At 34.5% G+C, this 25,074-nt stretch carries 23 protein-coding genes; 9 read left to right on the plus strand and 14 right to left on the minus strand.

Translation table 11 applies throughout. From position 1 onward, the window contains the following. The first annotated feature begins 2 nt into the window (after positions 1 to 2). From ATO12_RS06115 to ATO12_RS06135, 5 genes are read left to right on the plus strand one after another with little or no spacing between them, the layout of a single operon-like run. On the plus strand, positions 3 to 3,143 hold the full coding sequence (locus ATO12_RS06115; protein ID WP_034240139.1) for a glycoside hydrolase family 2 TIM barrel-domain containing protein: 3,141 nt from the start codon (positions 3 to 5) through the stop codon (positions 3,141 to 3,143). Positions 3,144 to 3,149: 6 nt separating this feature from the next. After that, a complete protein-coding gene (locus ATO12_RS06120; protein ID WP_034240142.1) occupies positions 3,150 to 4,730 on the plus strand; it encodes a solute:sodium symporter family transporter in 1,581 nt (526 codons plus the stop codon). Then, positions 4,731 to 5,882, plus strand: coding sequence for a galactokinase (gene galK, locus ATO12_RS06125; RefSeq protein WP_034240146.1), 1,152 nt, complete (start codon positions 4,731 to 4,733; stop codon positions 5,880 to 5,882). A 1-nt stretch (position 5,883) separates the two neighbouring features. Next, entirely contained in the window at positions 5,884 to 6,327 is a 444-nt protein-coding gene (locus ATO12_RS06130; protein WP_034240149.1) for a YybH family protein, read from the plus strand. Further along, positions 6,321 to 7,343: a UDP-glucose--hexose-1-phosphate uridylyltransferase gene (locus ATO12_RS06135; protein ID WP_034240152.1), complete on the plus strand. Its 1,023-nt coding sequence runs from the start codon at positions 6,321 to 6,323 to the stop codon at positions 7,341 to 7,343. The genes ATO12_RS06130 and ATO12_RS06135 overlap by 7 nt, the downstream gene beginning before the upstream one ends. Positions 7,344 to 7,617: 274 nt before the next feature. Here the strand turns inward: ATO12_RS06135 and ATO12_RS06140 are convergent, their stop codons facing one another. The 7 genes from ATO12_RS06140 to ATO12_RS06170 form a co-directional block, all read right to left on the minus strand. Continuing rightward, the gene (locus tag ATO12_RS06140; RefSeq protein WP_051575644.1) at positions 7,618 to 7,890 is read right to left on the minus strand and encodes a hypothetical protein; all 273 of its coding nucleotides are present in this window, start codon (positions 7,888 to 7,890) and stop codon (positions 7,618 to 7,620) included. A gap of 350 nt (positions 7,891 to 8,240) precedes the next feature. After that, on the minus strand, positions 8,241 to 9,290 hold the full coding sequence (locus tag ATO12_RS06145; protein ID WP_081801981.1) for a S41 family peptidase: 1,050 nt from the start codon (positions 9,288 to 9,290) through the stop codon (positions 8,241 to 8,243). Between the two features lie 40 nt (positions 9,291 to 9,330). Further along, the gene (locus tag ATO12_RS06150; protein WP_034240157.1) at positions 9,331 to 10,104 is read right to left on the minus strand and encodes a hypothetical protein; all 774 of its coding nucleotides are present in this window, start codon (positions 10,102 to 10,104) and stop codon (positions 9,331 to 9,333) included. 44 nt (positions 10,105 to 10,148) lie between these two features. Continuing rightward, entirely contained in the window at positions 10,149 to 10,616 is a 468-nt protein-coding gene (locus ATO12_RS06155; protein WP_034240159.1) for a hypothetical protein, read from the minus strand. A 100-nt stretch (positions 10,617 to 10,716) separates the two neighbouring features. Then, complete coding sequence (locus tag ATO12_RS06160) at positions 10,717 to 10,920, minus strand: hypothetical protein (protein ID WP_034240160.1); 204 nt, start codon at positions 10,918 to 10,920, stop codon at positions 10,717 to 10,719. A gap of 168 nt (positions 10,921 to 11,088) precedes the next feature. Then, the gene (locus tag ATO12_RS06165; RefSeq protein ID WP_034240163.1) at positions 11,089 to 12,192 is read right to left on the minus strand and encodes a helix-turn-helix domain-containing protein; all 1,104 of its coding nucleotides are present in this window, start codon (positions 12,190 to 12,192) and stop codon (positions 11,089 to 11,091) included. 86 nt (positions 12,193 to 12,278) lie between these two features. Further along, positions 12,279 to 13,229 carry a helix-turn-helix transcriptional regulator gene (locus ATO12_RS06170; RefSeq protein WP_034240165.1) on the minus strand — a complete coding sequence of 317 codons (951 nt, stop codon included), beginning with the start codon at positions 13,227 to 13,229 and terminating at the stop codon, positions 12,279 to 12,281. Here ATO12_RS06170 and ATO12_RS06175 point away from each other — a divergent pair. From ATO12_RS06175 to ATO12_RS06190, 4 genes are read left to right on the plus strand one after another with little or no spacing between them, the layout of a single operon-like run. Then, a complete protein-coding gene (locus ATO12_RS06175) occupies positions 13,211 to 14,194 on the plus strand; it encodes a polysaccharide deacetylase family protein (protein WP_034240167.1) in 984 nt (327 codons plus the stop codon). The two genes, ATO12_RS06170 and ATO12_RS06175, sit on opposite strands and share 19 nt — an antisense overlap. Continuing rightward, entirely contained in the window at positions 14,191 to 14,598 is a 408-nt protein-coding gene (locus ATO12_RS06180) for a DoxX family protein (protein ID WP_034240168.1), read from the plus strand. The genes ATO12_RS06175 and ATO12_RS06180 overlap by 4 nt, the downstream gene beginning before the upstream one ends. A 3-nt stretch (positions 14,599 to 14,601) precedes the next feature. After that, positions 14,602 to 15,708: an alkene reductase gene (locus tag ATO12_RS06185; RefSeq protein WP_034240170.1), complete on the plus strand. Its 1,107-nt coding sequence runs from the start codon at positions 14,602 to 14,604 to the stop codon at positions 15,706 to 15,708. Between the two features lie 4 nt (positions 15,709 to 15,712). Then, positions 15,713 to 16,090 (plus strand): cupin domain-containing protein, encoded by a 378-nt coding sequence (locus ATO12_RS06190; RefSeq protein ID WP_051575645.1) that lies wholly within the window; start codon positions 15,713 to 15,715, stop codon positions 16,088 to 16,090. 7 nt (positions 16,091 to 16,097) lie between these two features. Here ATO12_RS06190 and ATO12_RS06195 read toward each other — a convergent pair whose 3' ends face one another. From ATO12_RS06195 to ATO12_RS06225, 7 genes are all read right to left on the minus strand, one after another. After that, complete coding sequence (locus ATO12_RS06195; protein WP_034240173.1) at positions 16,098 to 16,976, minus strand: cation diffusion facilitator family transporter; 879 nt, start codon at positions 16,974 to 16,976, stop codon at positions 16,098 to 16,100. A gap of 2 nt (positions 16,977 to 16,978) precedes the next feature. Further along, positions 16,979 to 17,347 (minus strand): DUF3703 domain-containing protein, encoded by a 369-nt coding sequence (locus ATO12_RS06200; RefSeq protein ID WP_034240176.1) that lies wholly within the window; start codon positions 17,345 to 17,347, stop codon positions 16,979 to 16,981. Positions 17,348 to 17,405: 58 nt separating this feature from the next. Continuing rightward, positions 17,406 to 17,819 (minus strand): Fur family transcriptional regulator, encoded by a 414-nt coding sequence (locus tag ATO12_RS06205; RefSeq protein WP_034240178.1) that lies wholly within the window; start codon positions 17,817 to 17,819, stop codon positions 17,406 to 17,408. Positions 17,820 to 17,821: 2 nt separating this feature from the next. Then, positions 17,822 to 19,015 carry an efflux RND transporter periplasmic adaptor subunit gene (locus ATO12_RS06210; RefSeq protein ID WP_034240181.1) on the minus strand — a complete coding sequence of 398 codons (1,194 nt, stop codon included), beginning with the start codon at positions 19,013 to 19,015 and terminating at the stop codon, positions 17,822 to 17,824. Positions 19,016 to 19,017: 2 nt separating this feature from the next. After that, positions 19,018 to 23,406, minus strand: a complete 4,389-nt coding sequence (locus ATO12_RS06215; RefSeq protein WP_034240182.1) for a CusA/CzcA family heavy metal efflux RND transporter — start codon at positions 23,404 to 23,406, stop codon at positions 19,018 to 19,020. A gap of 125 nt (positions 23,407 to 23,531) precedes the next feature. Beyond that, positions 23,532 to 23,849 carry a DUF6660 family protein gene (locus ATO12_RS06220; RefSeq protein WP_034240184.1) on the minus strand — a complete coding sequence of 106 codons (318 nt, stop codon included), beginning with the start codon at positions 23,847 to 23,849 and terminating at the stop codon, positions 23,532 to 23,534. Positions 23,850 to 24,471: 622 nt separating this feature from the next. Further along, positions 24,472 to 25,071, minus strand: coding sequence for a hypothetical protein (locus ATO12_RS06225; protein ID WP_051575646.1), 600 nt, complete (start codon positions 25,069 to 25,071; stop codon positions 24,472 to 24,474). Between the last annotated feature and the right edge of the window lie 3 nt (positions 25,072 to 25,074).

Below are 25,074 nucleotides of genomic sequence, written 5' to 3' on the forward strand. Positions count from 1 at the left end.
TCATGAAATTAAAACATCTAATCATATTAGCAGGAATAATAGGGATATATAGTTGTAGTAAAGAGCCTTTACAACCTGTTTCAGAACAGACCAATCATTTTAATCATAAGGTATTCGAAGAAAATAAACTGCCTCCCAGAGCTACATTCTTTGGTTTTGAATCCAAATTGATAAAACAAAAAGAAAAATCGAAACGTTTTTTAAGTCTAAACGGAGATTGGAAATTTAATTGGGTAAAAGACCCTAAGCAACGTCCAACAACTTTTCAACATAATGAATATATAGACCTTGACTGGAGTACCATTCCTGTACCTGCAAATTGGGAAGTTCTAGGGTATGGAAAACCCATCTATCTCGATGAGAGATACCCTTTTACAACCAAATGGCCTAATGTTCCCGAAGATTATAATCCTGTAGGAACCTATAGAAAATTTATTCATTTAGATGAAAATTTTCTGTCAGAAGATGTTGTTCTTCATTTTGCAGGAGCTAAATCTGCCATGTACGTATATATAAATGGACAATATGTAGGCTACTCTCAAGGGAGTAAAACACCAGCAGAATTTAATATAACTCAATACCTTACTAAGGGAGAAAATCTTATCGCATTACAACTTTTTCGATGGAGCGATGCTAGTTATGTAGAAAGCCAGGATATGCTTAGAATGAGTGGTATAGAAAGAGATGTATATTTATATACACAACCCAAAGTATTTGTTTCTGATTATTATACCTATACCAACTTAGATGAATCCTATACCAAAGGAATTTTTAAAGGAACTATATCTGTCGCCAATAGTCTTGAAGATCCCGTGACCAGAACGGTATCTGTTAAGGTATTAGACGGAGAACATACTATTTACACTGCTTCAGAAGAGATAAAAATACCAGCACAATCAAAAATTGATTTTACCACAGAAAAAATAATCGACAACGTTAAGAAGTGGTCTGCCGAAATTCCGAATCTATATACTTTGGCAATCACTTTAGAAAACCCTGATCAGGGTAATAGTAATCAATATATTCATCGACATGTTGGATTTAAACGTGTAGAAATTAAAAATAGTCAGGTTTTAATTAATGGCAAAGCCGTTTATATACGAGGTGTAGACCGACATGAAACCGATCCTTTTACTGGGCATGTAGTATCTAAAGAATCTATGGAAAAGGATATCAAATTGATGAAACAAAATAATATCAATGCCGTACGAAGTGCACATTACCCTAATGATCCTTATTGGTTAGATCTATGTGATCAATATGGATTATATGTTATTGATGAAGCCAATATAGAAAGCCACCCATTGGCTATAGACGAAAAAACTCAAATCGGTAACGAGATGAGTTGGTTACCAGCTCATATGATGCGAACACAAAGAATGTTCTATAGAGATAGAAACCATCCTTCTATCTATTCCTGGTCACTAGGGAATGAAGCAGGAGAAGGAGAAATTTTTAGAACTACCTATTCATGGTTAAAAAAACATGATGATAATCGAATTGTACAATATGAACCAGCAGGTAAAGAAGAATATACCGATGTGTATTGCCCGATGTACCCTAAACCAGAATACCTGATTCATCATGGTCAATCGGATTCTGATAAACCTTCGATTATGATCGAATATGCGCATGCTATGGGTAATTCTGTTGGTAATCTACAGGATTATTGGGATATCATTGAAAAATACCCGAATCTTCAGGGAGGATTTATCTGGGATTGGGTAGATCAAAGTTTAGAATATAAAGACGAAAACGGGAATCCTTATTTGGCATACGGGCATGATTATCATCCTGATCTGCCCACAGATGGTAACTTTTTAAATAATGGATTAGTAGATCCGTATCGAAATCCGCACCCCCACTTATCCGAAGTAAAAAAGGTATACGAACCCGCACAATTTTATTACAAAGGAAAAGAGATTATAGAAATAGAAAATAAAAACTTCTTCGAGGATTTTACTGATAAAAGTATTTCATGGAAAATATTAGAAGATGGTATTAAAATAGCAGAAGGCAAAGGAATTTCGGCATTTGTACTACCTGGAGAGAAAAAAGCAGTAACACTAGAAAAATTCCCTAATGTTTTAGATAAAAACAAAGAGTATATTCTAGAAGTAAGCTTATTGCAGAAAGAGGCAAACTCATTACTTCCTAAAGGACATGAAATTGCGTGGGATCAATTTATTATTCAAAAAGGAACTGGATTTACAAATACACCTTCGGTTTCTAATGATTTAAAAATCGCCTCTACAGATCAATCTATAGCTATTCAAAATAAAATAGTAGATCTAAAGCTCGATAAAAAAACCGGCGAAATCATTTCCTGGAAACATCATGGAATTGTGATTACCAATCACCCTATTAAACCTAACTTTTGGCGCCCTCCTACAGATAATGATCTGGGTAATGGTATGGATAAATGGGCCAAAATATGGCAAGATGCTTCTTATAATTATAAAGCAAAACTTGTCGAAAATCCTGTAACAAAAAATTCTGGTGTTTCTTATAAAGTAGCCTACTCACTTCCTGCAAACGAAGCTAATGTAGCCGTAACTTATCATATTAATGCCAATGGAGAAATGAAAGTAGATTTTAGCTTTGCTCCAAACCAGAATGATTTACCTAACATCCCCAGATTAGGAATGTATCTAACCTTACCTAGCACATTTCAGAAAGTATCCTGGTATGGTAATGGCCCAGAAGAAAGTTATTGGGATCGCAAGACGGGAGTTAAAGCAGGAATATATACAGGCAGCGTAGATTCACAATTTCATAGGTATTCGAGACCACAGGAAACAGGGAATAAAACCGACGTGAGATGGATGAAAATTGCTTCGAATGCAGTAACTCTTATAGCCAATAGCACTTCATCATTACTTAATAGCAGTGTATGGCCTTTTGCTATGACCGAATTGGATTTTAACAGCGAAAAAGATGGGGCGGCTTCTGCCTCAGGATTAGTTCCGGTTACTAAGAAACACGGAGCAGATATCAAAACCGGAGAAACAATTCAATGGAATATCGACTATCAACAAATGGGAGTAGGAGGAGATACTTCCTGGGGGCGCTTAGTGCATGAAGAATACACTATAAAACCAACAAAACACAACTATTCATTTACAATACAACCAATTAAATAAGAAACTATGCAGTTTATCACATTTATAGGGTTTACATTATTAGTAGCAATAATAGCGTATATAAAAAGCAGAAAAACAGATGAATCTTCTTCTGACGGGTATTTTCTAGGTGGAAGAAGTTTAACAGGCATCGTTATCGCAGGGTCGTTATTATTAACCAATCTATCAACCGAACAAATCGTAGGCTTAAACGGAGCTGCCTTTAAAGAAGGGATACTGGTTATGGCATGGGAAACTCTGGCTGCAATCGCTATGGTAGTTACCGCAGTATTTTTATTACCCCGATATCTAAAAGGAGGAATAACCACTGTTCCCCAATTTTTACAAAGACGATACGATAAAACCTCCAAAACAATCACCTCTGCATTATTTCTAAGTGGATATGTGGTGGTGTTATTACCTATCGTTTTATATTCTGGAGCATTGGCCATTAATACAATGTTTGATGTACCTGACATGTTAAATGTTAATGAAACTACTGCTTTATGGATAACCGTTTTCGGAATCGGTATCATAGGGTCTATTTATGCCATTTTTGGTGGTTTAAAAGCAGTCGCAGTATCCGATACCATTAATGCAATAGGGTTACTGGTCGGAGGATTGTTAATACCAATATTTGGATTAATGGCCATTGGTGATGGCAGTATTTTTGAAGGAATTGCTACATTAACACAATCTCATCCCGAAAAATTCAAAGCATTAGGAGGGCCAGAATCTTCAATTCCGATAGGAACTATATTCACTGGTATGATGTTGGTTCAATTGTTTTATTGGGGAACCAATCAGGCGATTATCCAAAGAGCATTAGGAGCTAAAAACCTAAAAGAAGGCCAAAAAGGCTTGTTATTAGCTTCGTTTATAAAAATACTAGGGCCACTAATTGTTGTATTACCGGGATTAATTGCTTTTCACATGTTTGGGAACACATTAGATAATCCGGATGAGGCATATCCGATGTTAGTAACCAAAGTATTACCTGCTGCGTGGGTAGGTTTTTTTGCAGCAGTATTGTTTGGTGCTATTTTGAGTTCTTTTAATTCGGCTTTAAACAGTTCGGTTACCCTATTCGGAATTGATATATACCAATCCCATTTTAAACCAGATGCTACAGAACGCCAAACGGTAAAAGCCGGAAAAAGTTTTGGTATCATATTAGCAATTGTGGCTATGTGTATCGCGCCACTAATTGCATATGCACCTGATGGCTTATTTGGGTATTTACAAAAAGTAAATGGGTGTTATAGCATTCCTATTTTAACCATTATTGTAGTGGGATATCTTACCAAATATGTCCCTGCAATTGCTGCAAAAATTGCTATCATTTCTGGTGTTGTTTTATATGTAGCTTATATTTTATTAGATGAATTTGTTTTTGTTGGGCAATTCCCTCATTTCTTACATGTTATGGCTATTCTCTTTGTACTTAATGTACTTATCATGTTACTAATAGGTAAATTTAGACCCCGAACAGAAGCATACCAGCAACACTATACAGAACAAGTTGATATTACCCCCTGGAAACATCTTAATACTGTAGGAATTACGATCTGTTTGATCGTTCTAGGAATCTATATATACTTTGCATAAATGACAAATGAATCATTACTAGAAAAGGTAAAATCTTCTTTTCTGAAACGATTTGATACTAAACCTGTATTATCTTTTTCTCCAGGTAGAATTAATCTAATTGGGGAACATACCGATTATAATGAGGGGTTTGTCTTTCCCGCAGCAATTAATAAAGGGATCGTTTCAGGAATCCAGAAAAATAATGCTATGCTTTGTTCGGTCTATGCCATAGATACCAATGAAGTTTTAGAATTTTCGTTACAAAATATGCAACCTATCAAAAATGGAGGGTGGAAAAATTATGTGCTGGGAGTCGTTGCCGAAATTCTTAAAAGAGATAAAACGATCTATAATTTTGATTTGGTTTTTGCAGGTAATATCCCTCTGGGAGCCGGATTATCATCCTCTGCTGCCCTGGAAAACAGTGTTGTTTTTGGGTTAAATGAAGTGTTTGAACTTGGGTTGACCAAAAAAGAAATGATTTATATCTCTCAGCAAGCAGAACATAATTATGTAGGAGTACAATGTGGTATTATGGATCAATACGCCAGTATGTTTGGAAAAGAAGGTAATGCTTTATTACTAGATTGCAGAAATCTTAAAGCAACCTATTTTTCTGTTGATTTTAAAGAATACGATATTGTTTTAATCAATACTAATGTAAAACATAGTCTGGCAGAAAGCGCATATAATGAAAGACGTTCGGTATGCGAGGCGGTAGCAAAACGCTTAGAAGTACCTGTGCTAAGAGATGCTACATATGAAGCCTTATTTGCCATTAAAGAAGAAATCAACCAAGATCATTATCAAAAAGCGCTATTTATCATACAAGAAAACGAACGAGTTCTAAAAGCTGCTATTGCCCTGGAAAAAAAGGACTACGTAACTTTTGGCGAACTACTTTTTGAGTCGCATAACGGATTGCAAAATCAATATAATGTAAGTTGTACAGAATTGGATTTTTTAATTGATCAGGCAAGGCAAAATCCCGATGTATTAGGTGCACGAATGATGGGAGGTGGATTTGGCGGTTGTACTATTAACATCATTAAAAAAGGAACTGCAGATGTATTTATTGATACAATCGCTCCCTTATACCATAAACAGTTTAACAAAACACTAAGTCGATATGATATCCATATTGCACAAGGAACGTATAAAATCACATAATATGATCACAAGATATCTATATATATTAGGAGTACTAATAGGGCTAACCAGCTGTCATCAGGAAATAAAAGTAGATGAGAAAGCCGATAAACAGCAAATTATTAAAGTGCTGAAAGCACAGGAACAAGCCTGGTCGAATCATGATCTGGAAGGGTATATGCAAGGGTATTGGAAATCGGATTCTTTAAAGTTTTACGGGAGTAGAGGATTAACCTATGGTTGGGATAACACATTAGCTAATTATAAAAAAGGATACCCGACTAAAGCCCATACGGGCACATTAAACTTTGTTATTAGTGATATCTCCCGAATTGATGGTGAGTCTTATTTTGTGATGGGAGAATATCATTTAGTACGCAGCGTAGGCAATGCTGATGGTACTTTTATGATCATTTTCAAAAAAATAAATGGTAATTGGAAAATTGTAGCAGATTCCTCATGTTAGATACAGCATTACAAGACTATTCTCACAGGCGTTATAATCCACTTACAGGAGAGTGGGTATTGGTATCCCCACACAGGGCAAAAAGACCATGGCAAGGCCAGGAAGAAGAAACCAATACACAATCATTACCATCTTATGATAAAGATTGTTATTTATGCTCGGGAAATACGAGGGCCGGAGGAAAGAAAAATCCAGATTACCAGGATGTTTTTGTTTTTGAAAACGATTTTGCAGCATTACAAAACGAATCTCCTTCTTTTGCAATAGAAGAAGAACTGTTTAAAGTAAAAAGTGAAACAGGAATCTGCAAAGTAATCTGTTTTACCCCGGATCATTCTAAAAGCTTAGCCAATATGCCTGTATACGCTATTGAAAAAGTGATTGAAGTATGGCAAGAAGAATATCAAAAATTAGGCGCGCTACCAGAGATTAATTACGTACAGATCTTTGAGAATAAAGGTGCGGTTATGGGATGTAGCAACCCGCATCCTCATGGGCAGATATGGAGCCAGTTTCATCTACCTAATGAGATCTTAAAAAAAGATGATAATCAACGGCGCTATTTTTCTAAACATGGTACATCGTTACTAGAAGATTATGTGATCCTGGAATTAGAAAAGAGAGAACGCATCGTATTTCAAAATGAACACTTTGTTGTATTAGTTCCTTTTTGGGCTATTTGGCCATTCGAGACAATGATTATTCCCAAAAAGAGACAATCTTCTATTTTAGAAATGAGTCGAAATGAGCGAATCGCTTATGCAACATGTATTTCTGTATTGACCCGGGCGTACGATCAATTATTTAATTGTTCTTTTCCTTATTCTAGTGGGATTCATCAGGCACCAACTCATAATCTTGATCATACCCATTGGCATTGGCATATGAGTTTTTATCCTCCATTATTGCGAAGTGCTACTGTTAAAAAATTTATGGTTGGCTATGAAATGTTTGGGATGCCGCAACGAGATATAACTGCAGAAACCGCTGCAACAATGCTTTATGAATTAATATAACCTAAGTTCGGTATAATTTATAAAATTACAAAAGCCGTCATCTTTGCGCTGCAAAAACACTACCATTGACGTATTTAATAATGATTTGTTTTTCATAAAACCGATGACGCGGATTTACAATCCGTGCTTTTAAAAACTTCAAAAAAAATTTATTTATAGCGATATTATTAATAATTAACTATAAAAAAACAGCCATATTATTAAGTGACTGTCTTTATGTTTCGGTATGTTTCACGGATTACAAATCCGCGCTATCTTGTTCATGTTCTCTTGGTTACCCTATAGAAGGGTTAATGATATTTGTTTTTTGACCTTTTTTATAGAATCCAAAAGTAAACCCTACCGGTTCTGAGTATACGAAACTTTGCGTGAGCGTATCAAATTCTACAGGAGCATCCAATTCTTTCATGATACAAAGCATACGATATAATTTGGTTTTAGAGATACCTAACTTTGCTGCCAGTTCTACGGGAGATCCGGTAGCTTGCAAACGAATAAGCTGATCAGTTCGCTCTATCAATTGTATTTGCTTTAACATAGAATTCATAGCTATAGATTAAAAACACATACTGTACTTCGAAAAATGATAATGATTATTCGATTATCTTCTTTACTTTATTGGTACAGTAATAGAAAGTAAAATTATGGTTTTACCATACTTAATATGTACGGAAAACCGTAAGATTGTTTTTAATTTAGTACACCATCATTTTCTATGTTACATTTGATATCAGAACGTATTATTGCCGTATTCTTTCTATAATCCAGGTTACTCACCAAAACACAAAAAGCCCGAGGTTTTAGCTATTGTTAACTACAACCCCAGGCAAATGCTCCCCCGAACCTATCTACGTTTAATGCTGTTATATAAATTAGATCTATAGCGATTTATGAGCGCTATTGCAATTCTACTATTGCACGCTCTATCACCTCATCTTTTGTTGTATCTTCAAGGTTAAGTACTACAGGAATATCTGGCTCTACTCCATCGTCCAGGTGTCTTCCCTGGGCATCAATAAATTCACTTGTAGAGAGGCTCCAATACCATCCATTAGCTAAATATCCGTCGGCTATAGATCCGCTTCCTCCTCCTGTTCTTTGTCCTACTGTTTTTATGCTTTCTACCGGATCTACAGAATACAAGAAAGTAGTAGAGGCACTGTATACATTTCTATCGGTAAGTACCATTACGGGTTTTAGGTATTTGTTTGCACTACCTGCTGGTTGAAGCGTGATATGACTATCAGAAAAATCATTTGGCCCCGGACCGGTTTTAAAACGTTCAAACCCGTTATAAATAGGTTTATCTGTGAAATAAGATGCAAATTTGGTTGCCAAAGCCGGATCCCCTCCTGTATTAGTCCGCATATCAAAAACAAGACCTTTGGTATCTTTTAAATCCAGAAATATTCGCTCAATTTCATCATCAGAAATCTCAACATTCCACGAAGGAATCCATAAGTATCCGATTTTTCTATCTTGTGGTAAAGTACCCCATACAGCTCTAAATCCCTGCCCTCCTGCTAATGTCTTTATTTCAGAATTGACCGTATTACCAATATAATTATTCACTAAGATCGCAGCATCTATTCCTGCCGGATATCCTTCTTCAAGATCAAAACTTATAGACATCCCATTTGGATTGTTTTGATCTTCTATAAGGCTAGAATGACCGTCTCTTAAGCTTTTGGTAACCTCACCTAGAATTTCAAAAACTTCTTTTTGAGTTGTAGCATTATTAATCTTTCCTCTAAGGTTGCTTCTCAACGTATTTATATTCACATTCTTAAATTCGAGCATAGCATATTTCTCCTGTACCAGAGTGGTATACTCATCAAATACAGCAAGTGCATCTGTTTTTGGATTTGGTTCCATCAACGCTTTTTCGCAAGAACTGAACACTGCCAAAAATAGAAGCAGACCTATTTTTATTTTTAGATATTTCATTACAATGTTTTATTAAAAAATTAATTAAAGCGCATCACTCTTACTTCGTGCGTTTAAAAATGTTATATCGAATAGAGAGTGAATGTATACCATAGGTTACCGGATACTTCTTAACTTCAGAAAATTTCCTCAGGTGCCATTTGTATCCTACAGAAAACCGGTTTGATAATTGGTATCGTATACTTGTTCTTACCTGAAAATGTTTGGGTATAGTCCTCAATTCATAATACTTAAAGGCAAAAGGACTATCAATTTTATCATTCTGATAATCAAAATCTCCATTCTCCAATACATTCTGCGATGCCGAAAAGGCAAACCCAGTACTTTCTTTGAAATAAGAAACCAATCCTAAATCTAAGCCAAAACGAAACTTTTTATAATCATATATTGCCGAAGCCCACAATGTACTTCCTGTAACATTATATGCACTATTATTACCCAAGCCATCAAAGTTTTTTGCATATAAATCCAGCACATCCCATGTTGCACCAATAAATAGGTTTTCTCTAATACGATGAAGATATTTGGCCTGCAACATAGGATTGTAAGTGCTAACTGTATTGTCGTGAGTAGCAGCTTTTTCTGTAGTTACTATTCCTTGTAAATTAACACCCCAGATTGCTTTTTCATTTTCTTTTAGATATCCCAATCCAAATACACCACCAAATCCATTATACTTAACATTAGAGTATTTTACATCCTGAAAGGAGGAAAAACCACCTCCAATATCAACATAAAAAGAAGATGTTTTTTGTGCATAAAGCTGTACTAGGCTAACTGCAAAAAAGAGCACAATTAAATAGGTTTTTTTCATGTTTTCTAGGTTTTTTTCATGTTTTCGTTTTTATGAATTAATCACTATTGTATTGCGCGTTTAAAAATGAAACGTGTAATAAATATCCCATTACTATCTCCTTCGCCTGCATCACTTTCTACGGCACTGGTTACAAAAATCAGATCCCAACCCTCTGCCAGCATTGTGGTTATTTTTGACGAAATTACCGCATCGTTCGCTGCAATATTCTGAAAACGAATCCCTACCAGGTTATAAAAGTTTAAAAGTTTAGTTTCCTCAAAATCCTTAACACGAATTGCTTTTCTTTTTGATTTATTACGCGTATTATCATCTTCTGTTTGTGTAGAGGTAAACTCCTTATAATCTCTTTCTGCATTTGCCGAAATCAACCTTGAACGCCCTAAACCACTAGGAACTATAGATTCTACACTAGTAATAACTTTTACTTCATATTTCGGAGCCGAAGTTTGTGCACTACTTGTTACGATTGATGCGATAATAAATGCGCTTAATAGAATTACTTTTTTCATTTTTCTTACTTTTTATTATTTATTATTAATTTCGGTGTTCTTCCTTCTTACACAACAGTAAACTATTAGAACACCCTATTTTTACTGTTTAAAAAATCCTTTATTTCCTTTTTGATATTGTGATAATTTGATCAATCACATAAATCGTTATTCCGATCAGGATGGGAAGTATAAGTACGAGATCAACTCGTATTGCCGGACCGGTTATGGTTTTTTCCCATTTGGTTATCTGTAATTCCCAAACAATAAAACTGGACCAGATCACAACTAAAAAAACCAGCAATATTATAACTACACGTTTCATTTTTGAATAGTTTAATTTTTAACGTTGCACAAAGATTTGTGAAAAGGAAAAAGACAGCCAAGAAAAATAATAGAGTAGCGGTTCGGATTTCAGAAATCCGAACGGAAATAGTCCTAAAAACAAGGGTTTCACTCCTGCTTCAGGAATCCGGACATAAAAAAAAGAAGGTTATTCGCTGTTTTTAAAACGAGAAGGAGTGGTGCCTGTATATTTTCTAAAAGCATCATAAAATGTACTTTTACTTTGGAAACCAACTTCGTTACCAATGCCTTCGACGCTTAAGCTATTCGCAATATCACTTCTTAGAAGTTCTTTTGCTTTTTCGACTCTAAAACTATTGATATATGAGTTGAAATTTTGATTAAGCTGGGAATTTATTACTCCCGAAATACGCTTAGGATGTGCTCCTATCTTTTCTGCAATATCAATGATAGTTAAATCAGGTACAGTATATACCTTTTCATCCTGAATGAATTTCTCTATTTCTTGTAGTAATTGTGTTGTACTTTCATTATTTATTAAAGAATCATTGGCTTTGTCTCTTTTGTCAGTAGTTTTTTCACTATCCTCAATAGGAATTAAAGTCTTTACATTTTGTTGAAGAATACCTCGTACAGATATCCAATACAATAACATAACATTAATAGTAGAAAGCGTTAAATGAAAGTAAAAACCGGTATCAAAAAACTCAGAAGCTATTGCAACAAAAGTAAGGAGAAGTCCAAAACCAACAAACCCTCTTGCCCAACGCAGCTCTCGATATTCTGTAGATGTATATTGATCTTTTAACTCTTTGGTATGCTTTTTTATAAAATTTAAGGTTCTAAAACCTATAAAGAAAGAAAAAAGAACTCCTCCTAAAAGTATAAGATTATACCAAAGAGATTCTTCTATTGTCGTTTTCGAATCATTATCCTGAAAAAACACAAATACTCCGATAATAAATTCTGCTATACCAGGAATTAGTGTCCAGTAACTCAGTTTATTTTTAGAGAGTATAGAAACCTGTTGAACATAAATATAAAATAATGGGAACAACAGCCACGTAAACTCAAAAGGCAATAAATTGTATTGAGGATAATATGTTGTAATATTTAGGTCTTCTAATATTGCCGGGAGCAGGTTTAAAGCATATACAATTATGAACCAACCCAAAAATAAAGTAGACTTATCTTTTTTTCTATTTATAATAATAAGTAACAGACCAAGAATAACTCCTTGTATTAACCCGAGAGTGTCGATCAGCGATACAATATTATAATTTATCTCCATTATCTAAATGTATAGAAATTTATAGATTAAACATGGCTACAATAATGACTCCAAAAAAACTTTAATTATAAAATTATTTTGGCGGATTAAAAATCACTTGGGTTTTTACCTGTATATTTTTTAAATAGTTTATTAAAATGACTAGAGTCTGTAAAACCTGTTTTTTGAGCTATTTCAGAAATATTCAAATTTGTTTGTTTCAATAATCGTTCTGCCATTTTGATTTTTGTCTGAATCACATATTGCTGTATCGAAATACCTGCATGTTTTTTAATAAATACACTTACATAACTAGGAGACATATTAAATGTTGCAGCAATTTTTTTTATCCTAATAGCATCTTTATCCAAAACGTTCTGCCGTATATACGTAAGTATATCACTTACCTTTTCTTCTTCAGAAATGGTAGGTATAGCAACGTTTTTATTAAGATTTCTTGATATTATAATTAATAATGCACCTAATAGTTCTAACAAAATTGAGCGACTATACAAAGAGGGGGTTTGGTACTCTTTTTTAATAATTCGAAACAATTCGAATACATGTGATCTATCTGTAGGATTAGAAATAATATTTTCGGGAATGCTATTAGCATGTAATACAACAGCATCTAAATTCTTTCGCCATTTTAAATCCGAAACCAGTTCTGTTTTTTCTATAAAAAGCTGTTCTGTAAATTTAATAAAGCCAAAATCTGTATGCTCGCTAATAATAAATTCGTGTTCGTCTTTTGGGGTCAATAAAAAGATATCCCCTTTTGTATATTCAAAAATACTCTCATTTAAAATGTGTTGCCCATTCCCCTTAAGAATAAAAATTAATTCGAAAAAATTATGAGAATGCTTTGGATACTCCCACTTATCAAGCGACAGTTCGAATACATTTAAAGATTTTGCACTAAAAAAACGTTTTGACACAGGTATACTAGCATAGATTTTTACAAATATACAATGAATATATACCAAAAATAGATTTCTTCCTTCATCTAAATTTGCATTATAAACAAATGGTAAATCCAATGAAACTAATAAAAACATCTTTTTTAGTACTCTCTGTAAGTGCATGTGTAGCTCTATTTTCTAGTCATACTTCAGAAAAGGAACTTATAAAAACCACTACAATAGAAACCGATAGCATAACAGATCGTTTTTGGCCAAATAATGCACGATTAGTCATCTCATTCTCAATGCAATTTGAAACAGGCGGACAACCAGAAGGTGCAGAAAGTCCTTTTGCTGCAAAACCATTACCAAAGGGACATCCTGATCTTCCTGCAGAAAGTTGGTTTCGTTACGGTGCCAAAGAAGGGATTTACAGAATGCTCGATTTGTGGGATAAACACAATATCAAAGTTAGCTCTCATATTGTTGGTGCTGCTGCTATCAAATATCCCGAAGTTGCCAAAGCTATTGCAAATCGCGGTCATGAAATTGCTGCACATGGGATCGCCTGGAATGACCAATGGGATATGACATATGAACAAGAATTAGCATTTATAAAAACTGGTATTGATACCGTTGAAACGATTACCGGACAACGCGGTATAGGTTATAATGCGAATTGGTTACGACGCAGTCCCAACACACTAAAGGTGTTGCAAGAACTTGATTTCTTATATCACATAGATGATGTAAGCCATGATGAACCATTTATCACAGAAGTTAGAGGAAAAGATTTTGTAGTTATGCCGTATACACTTCGTAATAATGATATCGTAAATATTGAAGGTAAAAATTGGACTCCTGGCCAGTTTTTAAATCAACTAAAAATGGAGTTTGATCAATTATATGATGAAGCTGGCAATAAAAGAAGAATGATGTCGGTGAGTTTACACGACAGAATCGGTGGGGCACCATCAATTGTTCGTGTGGTAGATCTATTTATACAGTATGCTAAGAAACATAAAGGTGTGGTATTTATGCGTAAAGATGATATTGCAAAAATGATAAAAGATGATCCAAAGACGCCCAGAGATAATTCAGAATTAATGTATAACAAATGAAAAATACAACCTCAAAAAACCATGCATATTTTCTACTACGATTAGCAATGGGTGCCAACCTCTTAGCACATGGATTAGTAAGAATTCCAAAAATAGAAACCTTTAGCAACTGGATGACAACTCTTTATAAAGAAACCATACTACCCGAAATATTCATTTCTGCTTTTGCAAAAATAGTGCCTTTTGCAGAACTCACTATTGGTGTCTTCCTAATTTTCGGATTGTTTACCTATCCTACCTGTCTGGCAGGAGGAATATTAATGATTATTCTAATTTTTGGTTCTTGTTTGGTCGAACAATGGGAATGGGTCGGATTTCAAATGGTCTACGTATTGTTCTTTTATCTTTTGATTGATACAACACAAAACAACCATTTTTCAATTGATAACCTCTTACAAAAATAAGTTATGAAAATCACACTACATACAGAATACGAAATGAACGGGGTTTCATTAAAAAATCGTTTTTTAATGGCTCCCATGACACGCTCCCGAGCAGAAGAGCCCGGAAATATACCTAATGCTTTAATGGCAAAATATTATGAACAGAGATCTTCTGCCGGAATTATTATTACCGAGGCTACTCAAATTTCGCTACAAGGAATGGGCTATGCAAAAACTCCGGGGATCTATTCTCAGAAACAAATTGAAGGTTGGAAACTCGTTACAGACGCAGTGCACAAAAAAGGTGGTAAAATCTTTTTACAACTATGGCATGTGGGACGTGTAAGCTCTTCAAAAGTAAACGGGTTACAACCTATTGCTCCCTCTGCCGAAATAGCAAAAGATACACAGGTATATATTTTTGATGGTGCTCCTAATGGCGATGCTACATTTGTTCCTGTCGAAAAACCCCGGGAGATGACCAAAGATGATATTACTCAAGTTGTCGAAGAATTTAGGACAGGGGCAAGAAATGCTATCGAAGCTGGCTTTGATGGAGTCGAAATTCATGGAGCCAACGGATATCTAATTGATCAGTTTTTACGAAGTAATAGCAATCATAGAACAGACGAATACGGCAGCACCAAAGAAAACAGAATTCGTATTCTTAAAGAAATTACTCAAGCAGTGGCAGATGAAATAGGAGCTAATAAAACAGGGGTTCGTCTATCTCCTTTTATAAGTTTTAAAGATATGAATGATCCCGAAATTTTGGAAACCATTATGATTGCTGCCAAAGCATTAAACCAAATAGGAATAACCTATATTCATTTATGTGAAGCCGATTGGGATGATGCTCCTACAATTCCAGAAGATTTCAGAATTAAGTTGAGAGCTAATTTTACACATACAATTATAGCTACAGGAAATAAGACTCCTAAAGAAGCTAATGATCTATTGGATAAAAACTTAGTTGACCTGGTAGGATTTGGAAGAAAATTTCTAACCAATCCTGATTACCCTAAACGAGTACAATTAAATGCTACAATGAATGATATTTCTGATCCTCATACTCTTTTTGGTGGTGGAGATGCAAGAGGGTATACCGATTATCCATTTTTAGACGTATAAAATTATGATCACAAGAGAAATTAATCCTGCTGGTAGTTTTAAAAATTGGGATAACGCTAAAATACAAGAACTACAAAACAGCAAAAAAAGTAATCGCGTTGGAGATATTCTGTTATTTGAAGATGATCGTATTAAAGTTTGGTCTATACTATTAAAACCCGGAGATCAATTACCGTTTCACAAGCATACAAAAAACTATACCTGGATTTGTTTAACCCAAGGGGTTGCCATATCTCATTATGAAAATGGCAGGATTGTCGAAATAAAGTACCAAAAAGGAGATGTATCATATTATGATCATGATACTAAAGGCGATTTTGTTCATGATTTAAAAAATACTGGTGATCTGTTATTAAAGTTTAATACGGTAGAATATAAATAACCCTCTATTACTTTGTTAATATACACTCCTCACCATACAATTCTGTTTCGATAGTGCAATGACTAAAATGATACATCATCAAAGCCTTTTTAACTCCTGACTTTACATGAATAATCTGATCGGTTTCTGTGATGTTTTTTAGTTTAACATGTGCCGTAAAAACATGATGCTCTCCTTCTAGTGACCAAATATGAAGGTGGTGTATAGAACCAACATGTGGTACTTGTAGTATTTTTGATTTTATTTCTTCTACATTAATATCTTTTGGGATTCCTTGCAGAAAAACAAATAATGTTTCTTTTAATCGCTTAATAACATTATATAGAATATATAGTGTTATTAAAAGAGAAAGAGCAGGGTCGAGGTACTGTATATCTGTATAATATATAGCAATTGCTGCAAAGAGCACAGCAACCCAGCCCAATACATCTTCTAACAAGTGCCAGGAAACCACTTTCTCGTTTAATGATTTTCCGCTACTTACTTTCCATGCGGCATACCCATTAACTGCTATTCCCAGGAGTGCAAAAACAATCATTCCTTCTGCATCAGAATGTTCGGGTTCTAATAATCTACCTATGGCTTCATAAATCACATAAATGGATCCCAAAATCAAAACAATGCTATTAATCAGGGCACCCAAGAGAGAGAAACGCCTATACCCAAATGAGAATTTGGCATCGGCTTCTTTTTTCGATTTCCCCTCGAGATACCAAGCGGTACCCAAAGAAAGTGAATCTCCTAAATCATGAATAGCATCAGAAATAATAGCAATACTATTTACATAAAAACCTCCTATAATTTCTAAAATTGTAAAACTTAAATTTAGAAAAAATGCAATTTTTAAATTCTTTCCTGCGTGGTCATGCGAATGATCGTGTCCCATAATTACTTTTGGTATGATTCTAATTTTATTTTCAAATCATGAGGTATAGGCATTGTTTTTAAAGGAGGTACATTAGCACCTCCTGTATTACCTATAGGAACTTTATTAATAAAAGATTTCCAGCCTCCTACAATCAAACGAATAACTTGTCCAAAAATTTCTTTAGAATCTCTGGTAAGCATACCGTATTTAAGCATCAAATAATGCGTATAAGAATGCTCCCAGGGATATGATTGCCCCAAAATATGGCTGCGCTCTAAATGATCCCATGCTTTTGGCAAATTGTTATTGGATAATGCCGTTTTATAAAGTGACAATTCTTTATCATATTCGATTTTAAGTTTTGGTGGTATTGTTATGTTGAACTTCATATGGTGATATCTTTTATACAAAAATATGCATAGTAATCGTGCAATGGAAGTGCATTTCTTAACCACTACAATGCTCACATATACCTTTTATTACCATATTCATATCTTCGGCAATATATCCATCTGGCAAATTGATTTGAGGGATCTTATGCTCTGTAAGACATGTCGTTTCTCTACAATTATTGCAATGAAAATGTAAATGTAAATCTCTGCCAATATCACAATTGCAACCTGCTTCACAAAGTGCATATTTTATAGTACCGGTTCCATCATCTACCTGGTGTACAATACCTTTTTCTTCAAATGTCTTTAAGGTTCTATACAACGTGGTTCTATCTGCTTTTGCAAAAGCATTTTCAATATCTCCAAGTGTTCTGGCTACATTACTCTGGGCCATATATTTATAGACCAGTAATCGCATCGCTGTTGGTCGTACTTTCTTCGATTCTAAAAAAATTGCAATGGTGTTCATTATTAATGTCCGTGTCCGTGCCCCCCTTCTTCACTATTTTTTGCCTTCGCCAATATGGTAAAAGCATCTTTTATTACTAATCGAGTTGTACTAATGTCTTTATTTTTATCCTCTAACGTAATTGCTACGAATCCTTCTTCTTCGGTTCCCTTGGTAATCGGTATCATTTCAAAATCAGTAACTATTGTTTCTCCCTCTCTTCTTTTTTCTCCCGCTACAAAAACATAATGGTTTCCATCAAAACGTACTATGGCTTCTTCTGGTACCGCATATGCTTCACGGGCGCCAACTTCAATTTTTGCGTTTACAAACATTCCTGGAAGCAACTCCTGGTTTTTCTCTTTTAAATGCCCATGAATCGTTATAGATCTATCATCACTTACATTATTACCTATCAAGAAAATCTCTGCTTCCATCCATTTATCAGGTTCATTTGCTAATCGAAAACGAATACGTTGCTCATTTTTTATTAATGGAATATCATCTTCATACACTTTGAGCTCGACATGTAAATCTTCGGCATTAGTGATATCCATTAATACGTCTTCTGATCCAAAATATTTTCCCGTATTCACATATACTTCTCTTACCACTCCATTGATAGGAGAATATACGTTTACTATAGAAGATACTCTTCCATTGTTTACATTAGAAGGATTGATACCTACCATTTTTAATTTACTTTCTAACGCCTGAATATTTGCTTTATTAATTAGGTAATCACTTTTTGCCTTCTGAAATACTTTTGTCGAAGAGACACTTTCTTTATTTAGTGTTTCCTGACGTTCATAATCTGCTTTCAGGTATTCATTTTTTGCAACTGCTTCGAGGTAATCTCTTTGAAATTCTATAAAATCTGGATTCTCTACTCTTGCAACAAGTTGTCCTTTTCTTAATCGAGTACCAGGTAGCATGTCGGTAAATTTTAAAAATCCACCATAAGGAACTGTAATAGAAAGGTTACTTTGGGGAGGAACATCGATCATTCCATTAACACTTAACTCATTTCCTATTTTACGTTTCTGAGCTTTACCTATTTCTATTTGAGTTTGTTTCATTTGTTCATCGGTCAACTCAACAAAGTTTTCGTTACCTTCTTCATGTTTTTCTTCAGAAGTTGTAGCTGCTTTATTATTACACCCTAAGATAAGCAGAAGTACGAATATGGCTATTAATTTATATATGTTTGTTTTCATTTTTATTGAATTGCGTTTATACCTTCAATTTCGATAAGAGTTTGATTGTAAGCGTTTATGAATTCTAAGTATTTGGTTTGAATTTCTAGTGCCCGATTGAGTCCTTGTACATATTCTATATATCCGATAGCTCCTTCTGTAAAACCTCGCTGAGATTGTTTTAATAACAGTTCGGATTGTGAAAGCGCATTTTTCTCATAATATAACAAGTTCTTTTGGTTTTTTTCTAGTCGTTCCAATAGCATATTTAATTGGGTATTAACTTCATTTTCAACCACATTTAACTGTGCCTGGCTTTCTTTTTGACTAATTTTGGCTGCTTTTATTTTTGCTGCATGTGGTTTGCCCCAAATCGGAATAGCCAAACCCAACTTTACACCTGTAAATCTATTTCCAGAGTCAAAAACCACATCAGTCCCATTTGCCGTTTGTCCCGGGCCATTAAAAGATTGATTAAAATACCCTACTGTGATATCCGGAAGCATTTTTGATACTTCTACCGATTTCTTAATATCAGCAATAGTGATTTGTTCCTTGTAAAAAGATAGTACTGGATTTTTCTCTATAGCTATAGCATTTTGATGTGCCGGTAGTAAATTTGATTTTACCTTTAAATCTCCCACAGCAATATCAACACTGTTTTCAGAATTTACCAATTTTTGCATAAGCAATTGATATTGTTGTATGGTTGCATCATTCTCCTGTATTTTAATTTGTAAATCTGCTACTTCTGCATTGGCTGTTGCTTGCTCTAATGCATTACTTTCACCTGTCTTAAATCGCAGGTTTGCAGCATACACAAATCGCTGATAAATACTATCTTGTTTTCGAAGTAATTGTTGTTTACTCTTTAGAAACCACAATTGATAATACGTTGCTTTTAATTGTGTTACCATCTCATTCTGAACCACTTTTTGATTCAATTCGCTGGATTTTATCGATGCTTTTGCCAACTTGTTTTGGTTGGTGTAAAGCGTAGGAAAGGCAAACGTCTGGCTGACACTAAATCGAGTATCATTATCAAAATCGCTATTGGTTTGTCCATATGTTACATCAAAATCAGTTTTGGGAAGGTTAAAACTAGTTCCTTTTAAGGCATGTTCCTTCTCGGTTTGAAACGCAGCAACTTTTAGATTTGGATTATTTCTTAAAGCTGCATCCATAACTTCTTCCAAGCTTTGATATATGGTTTTTGCTTCACTAGTTTGAGCATTTACGTTAGCCATATTTCCTGATACTACAAAAAGTACTGCTAGTAAAAGCATTGTTTTTTTAGGTTTCATTCGTACTCTTTTTTCAAAATAATAATAGAGAATAGGTAATACCACCAGGGTTAAAAAAGTAGCAGTAATCAGCCCTCCGATAACTACTGTTGCAAGAGGTCGTTGTACCTCTGCTCCCGAGGTTTGAGAAATTGCCATTGGTAAAAACCCTAATGAGGCAACAGTTGCGGTCATAATTACAGGTCGTAACCGAGTTTTGGTTCCTTTATAGATTCGTTCAACAATATCGGTAATACCCTCTTTTTTTAATCGGTTAAACTCTGCAATAAGTACGATCCCGTTTAACACCGCTACACCAAATAAGGCTATAAAACCAACACCTGCAGAAATACTAAAAGGCAAATCTCTAAGCCAAAGTGCAAATACTCCTCCTATTGCAGAAAGAGGAATTGCTGTAAATATTAAAACTCCTTGTTTTAAAGAACCAAAAGTAAAATACAATAGAATGAAAATAAGCAGTAATGCTAAAGGAACTGCTATCGACAAGCGTTGCTTAGCTTTGACCAGATTTTCAAATTGACCTCCATAAGCGACAGTGTATCCCGATGCAAAATTTACCTGTTTATCAATTTTAGTACTAATTTCTTTTACAACACTCTCGACATCACGATCCCGAACATTGAAAGCAATGATAATACGCCTTCTTGTATTATCTCGTTGTATTTGATAAGGCCCATCCTTGATGGATACAGTTGCCAGTTGTTGTAGTGGAATTTGTTCTCCATTATGCCCATTGATATAAAGATTCTGTACATCTGCAAGGCTGGTTCTGTTACTATTATCTAATCGTACTACTAAATCAAAACGTTTCTCTCCTTCATAAACCAATCCTGTAGATGCTCCTGCAAAAGCTGCCTGAATTGTATTATTAACTGCTTTAATATCCAGGCCATACTTTGCTAATTGAGCTCTATTGTAATCGATTACGATTTGCGGTACTCCTGTCACTTCTTCTACATAAACATCGACTGCCCCCTTAACATTTCTGGCAATTTTACCAATCTGATTTGCATAAGAGGAAAGTCTAGCTAAATCTTCTCCATATATTTTTATAGCTACATCCTGGCGTACTCCTGTCATTAGTTCATTAAATCGCATTTGAATAGGTTGTTGAAAACCAAAAGCCACTCCTGGTAGTACTTCTAAAGCTTCTGCCATTTTATTAGCCAATTCTGAACGATTGGAAGCAGATACCCACTTTGATTTATCTTTAAGAATAATCATCATATCTGCAGCTTCTACAGGCATAGGATCGGTAGGTATTTCTCCCGAACCTATTTTTGAAACCACTTGTAATACTTCTGGAAAATTATCGAGCACTATTTTTTCTGCTTTAGTAGTCGCTTTTATTGTATTAGAAAGAGAGCTTCCGGTAAGCACTCTGGTTTCTACTGCAAAATCACCTTCTTCTAGTGTTGGAATAAATTCTCCTCCCAGGTTATTAAATACCAAATATGCGATTATAAAAAGTCCCGATGTAATTGCCAGAATCAATATTCTACTACGCATCGACCATTTGATTATAGGTTCATATAGTCGATAGAAGAAATTCATGATTTTATCAGAAATATTTTCTTTATGAGTTCCTTTTTTACTCAACACCAATGCAGACATCATAGGAACATAAGTTAGTGATAGTATAAAAGCTCCCAGGATAGCAAAACCTACTGTCTTCGCCATTGGGCCAAACATTTTTCCTTCAGTTCCTACCAGGGCTAAAATGGGTAAATACACAATAAGAATAATGATTTCGCCAAAAGCAGCAGAATTTCTGATCTTACTGGCTGACCTATATACTTCTTCATCCATCTCTTTCTGTGTCAACTTCCTATTAAGTTTTAAGGCTCCAAGATGAAACAAAGTGGCTTCTACAATAATTACCGCCCCATCTACTATCAAGCCAAAATCAATTGCCCCAAGGCTCATTAGATTTGCAGAAACATCAAAAAGATGCATCATACTAAAAGCAAACAAAAGCGACAATGGTATTACCGATGCTGTAATAAGCCCTGCTCGCCAATTCCCCAGTAATAATAATAGGATAAAAATAACAATCAATGCGCCTTCTATAAGATTAGTGGTCACTGTACCAATTGCATTATTAACTAATTTAGTCCTATCTAAAAAAGGTTCGATTATTACTCCTTCTGGAAGGGTTTTGGTAATAGATGCTATTTTGTTTTTTACATTTTTAATTACTTCTGCAGAATTTGCTCCTTTAAGCATCATTACAATAGCACTTACTACTTCTCCTTCTCCATTACGAGTAGTAGCACCATAACGAATGGCTTTTCCGGTTTGTACTTTGGCTACATCACTAATTAAAACCGGTATCCCTTCAGATGTTTGTTTGATGAGAATATTTTTTATATCCTCTATGGTTCCGATCAATCCTTCGCTTCGTATGAATAAGGCTTTATTATTTTTCTCTATATAAGCCCCTCCCGTGTTTTGATTATTAGTTTCTAATGCATTAAATATTTCAGAAATAGATATATTCATAGCATTTAATCGTTCGGGGCGTATCGCAATTTCATATTGTTTTAGATACCCTCCAAAACTACTTACATCTGCTACTCCTGGTGTACCTAATAGTTGACGTTTTATAATCCAATCCTGAATCGTTCTTAATTCTGTCGCATCATATTGGTCTTCGTAACCTGGTTTTGTAGTAATAACATATTGGTAAATTTCTCCCAAGCCAGTGGTTAAAGGAGCGATTCCTGGTTTTCCTATGTTTTCAGGAATTTGGGATTGTGCCTGGACAAGGCGTTCACTAACTTGCTGTCTTGCCCAATACACGTCTACGTTTTCTTCGAAAACAATGGTTACTACTGATAACCCGAAACGTGAAAACGAACGTATTTCTTCAATTTCAGGAATGGTCGCCATTGTAATTTCTACAGGAAAAGTAATTAGCCGCTCTATTTCTGGTGATGCCAATGTTGGAGAAGAGGTAATCACCTGTACTTGATTATTTGTAATATCAGGAACAGCATCCACTGGCAGCTGTTTTAATGAATATATTCCCAAAATAATCAATGCTAGTGTTAGTAATCCAATAATCAATTTATGAGTTATGGAATACCTAATTATTTTATTAAGCATATAATAGTTTTAATTCAGTTAGACATCACGATTCAATTCGATTAAACAGAATTTCTCGATGTTAAATAGCTGTTACTTTCTTTTAAAAAAGATAGCAACAAGACATAGTTATCCTATAAACTAAATTAAACTTGTGGCGGTTGGAATAGTGTATTAGAGATTTCTTTACCAACACTATCAAAATGGGCAAATAACTCTGTAGAAATTTCTGGAGATATTAATTGATATGTCTCAATACTGAAATCAATTACATGAATGTGGCAACAATGACATTGACAGAAAGGAGAGCATAAGTCATTTTCTACACTACTATGTTCGTGATTTTCACAACAATCTGCAAAAGCTTCAATTTGAGAATCCTCTGTGATAGGCATACTATCATTACAAGGCATAAAATCGAGTGCCAGAAAATATATTGATAATATGAATACTAAAATTTTCACATTACAAAGATAGTAATATTGTAATGCAATGGGATTGCAAAATTACCTAGATTTCAAATCTTATTAATTATTGCAGATATATTACTATAAAAATAATAGGGATCGGAGTCAGTTTTTAAAGGTTTTATATTTAAAACAAGACTAAAAAATCGACCCCCGGGTTAACTACTCCCAGGGGTCTAAATTGAAACTTAATTGTATTTAACACAAACTCAACTTATACTAATTATGATAGTTTCAATTATGTTGTTTTGTTAGGCTAGGCTTATGATACGAAGATAAGCGCTATCCCTTAAATATTTTAACGTTTTTTTGATGATAATTAACATTTAATAGTATGTTAATGCATTGATAAAACCAATACTACTAACTTATTAAAAGTCAATTTTTAAATTACTTTATTTTATGTAATAATTATGTTTATTGTATTCCCAGTGTTTTTAAACTTTTCCCTAACACTGTAGATTTTTTGTATATACAAAATTAATGCCAATTTTGTTTGGTTCGTCTTTTTTTAACTTAACTTTAAGTAAACCCTCGGGTAACTACTCCCGAGGGCTAGAATTGAAACTAATTATGAAATTTTACACAAATTCAACTTACATAATTAATCGAGTTTCAATTATTGTACTGTAATATTAAAGCTTTGGGTAATATCTGTATCACCTCCTGCATTAGCAATATTTCCAGCAGCTACTCCATCTGCAGCTTTATTAGGTTGGTGTCTCAATGTTACTGTAAAGGTTCCTGTTCCTGCATCTGTTGTCGTTACTGTAAATGTTAGCCCAACAGGATTAGTGGTCGTAAAAGAGGTTCCATCTTCTTTTTTATAATCTGATTCTTTATCTGTATAAGCTGTGGTAATGTTTAGTGCAGAACTTGCTTCATAGAAAAACTGATGTTCATCTGCTTCTGCCTCTATCTCTTCATTGATAGATTCGACAGGAGTCTCGGATTCATTAAGCAATTCTACAGATCCATTATATGTTGTATTGGCACTTAAATTACCTGATACTGTTATTACTGGTTCTTTTGGACCATCTGCTCCATCTTCATCACTAACAACCAAAGTTATGGTGTTTGCACCATTAACTAGAGATACTGTCATTTTGGTTATTAATTCTTCTTCATTAACCGGTACCGGATTATCATCATCATTAGAGCAAGATGCGAATAAAATACCTCCTACGATAAGCGTTGATAAAAGTTTGCGTGTGTTCATCAT

The sequence above is a fragment of the Aquimarina atlantica genome (assembly GCF_000626715.1).
In the GTDB taxonomy this organism is placed as follows: domain Bacteria; phylum Bacteroidota; class Bacteroidia; order Flavobacteriales; family Flavobacteriaceae; genus Aquimarina; species Aquimarina atlantica.

What these genes read in the sequence shown, in the direction of transcription:
- ATO12_RS06115 (WP_034240139.1), top strand. Translation starts at nt 3, where the DNA reads ATGAAATTAAAACATCTAATCATATTAGCAGGAATAATAGGGATATAT.
- ATO12_RS06120 (WP_034240142.1), top strand. Translation starts at nt 3,150, where the DNA reads ATGCAGTTTATCACATTTATAGGGTTTACATTATTAGTAGCAATAATA.
- galK (WP_034240146.1), top strand. Translation starts at nt 4,731, where the DNA reads ATGACAAATGAATCATTACTAGAAAAGGTAAAATCTTCTTTTCTGAAA.
- ATO12_RS06130 (WP_034240149.1), top strand. Translation starts at nt 5,884, where the DNA reads ATGATCACAAGATATCTATATATATTAGGAGTACTAATAGGGCTAACC.
- ATO12_RS06135 (WP_034240152.1), top strand. Translation starts at nt 6,321, where the DNA reads ATGTTAGATACAGCATTACAAGACTATTCTCACAGGCGTTATAATCCA.
- ATO12_RS06140 (WP_051575644.1), bottom strand. Translation starts at nt 7,890, where the DNA reads ATGAATTCTATGTTAAAGCAAATACAATTGATAGAGCGAACTGATCAG.
- ATO12_RS06145 (WP_081801981.1), bottom strand. Translation starts at nt 9,290, where the DNA reads ATGAAATATCTAAAAATAAAAATAGGTCTGCTTCTATTTTTGGCAGTG.
- ATO12_RS06150 (WP_034240157.1), bottom strand. Translation starts at nt 10,104, where the DNA reads ATGAAAAAAACCTATTTAATTGTGCTCTTTTTTGCAGTTAGCCTAGTA.
- ATO12_RS06155 (WP_034240159.1), bottom strand. Translation starts at nt 10,616, where the DNA reads ATGAAAAAAGTAATTCTATTAAGCGCATTTATTATCGCATCAATCGTA.
- ATO12_RS06160 (WP_034240160.1), bottom strand. Translation starts at nt 10,920, where the DNA reads ATGAAACGTGTAGTTATAATATTGCTGGTTTTTTTAGTTGTGATCTGG.
- ATO12_RS06165 (WP_034240163.1), bottom strand. Translation starts at nt 12,192, where the DNA reads ATGGAGATAAATTATAATATTGTATCGCTGATCGACACTCTCGGGTTA.
- ATO12_RS06175 (WP_034240167.1), top strand. Translation starts at nt 13,211, where the DNA reads ATGAAACTAATAAAAACATCTTTTTTAGTACTCTCTGTAAGTGCATGT.
- ATO12_RS06170 (WP_034240165.1), bottom strand. Translation starts at nt 13,229, where the DNA reads ATGTTTTTATTAGTTTCATTGGATTTACCATTTGTTTATAATGCAAAT.
- ATO12_RS06180 (WP_034240168.1), top strand. Translation starts at nt 14,191, where the DNA reads ATGAAAAATACAACCTCAAAAAACCATGCATATTTTCTACTACGATTA.
- ATO12_RS06185 (WP_034240170.1), top strand. Translation starts at nt 14,602, where the DNA reads ATGAAAATCACACTACATACAGAATACGAAATGAACGGGGTTTCATTA.
- ATO12_RS06190 (WP_051575645.1), top strand. Translation starts at nt 15,713, where the DNA reads ATGATCACAAGAGAAATTAATCCTGCTGGTAGTTTTAAAAATTGGGAT.
- ATO12_RS06195 (WP_034240173.1), bottom strand. Translation starts at nt 16,976, where the DNA reads ATGGGACACGATCATTCGCATGACCACGCAGGAAAGAATTTAAAAATT.
- ATO12_RS06200 (WP_034240176.1), bottom strand. Translation starts at nt 17,347, where the DNA reads ATGAAGTTCAACATAACAATACCACCAAAACTTAAAATCGAATATGAT.
- ATO12_RS06205 (WP_034240178.1), bottom strand. Translation starts at nt 17,819, where the DNA reads ATGAACACCATTGCAATTTTTTTAGAATCGAAGAAAGTACGACCAACA.
- ATO12_RS06210 (WP_034240181.1), bottom strand. Translation starts at nt 19,015, where the DNA reads ATGAAAACAAACATATATAAATTAATAGCCATATTCGTACTTCTGCTT.
- ATO12_RS06215 (WP_034240182.1), bottom strand. Translation starts at nt 23,406, where the DNA reads ATGCTTAATAAAATAATTAGGTATTCCATAACTCATAAATTGATTATT.
- ATO12_RS06225 (WP_051575646.1), bottom strand. Translation starts at nt 25,071, where the DNA reads ATGAACACACGCAAACTTTTATCAACGCTTATCGTAGGAGGTATTTTA.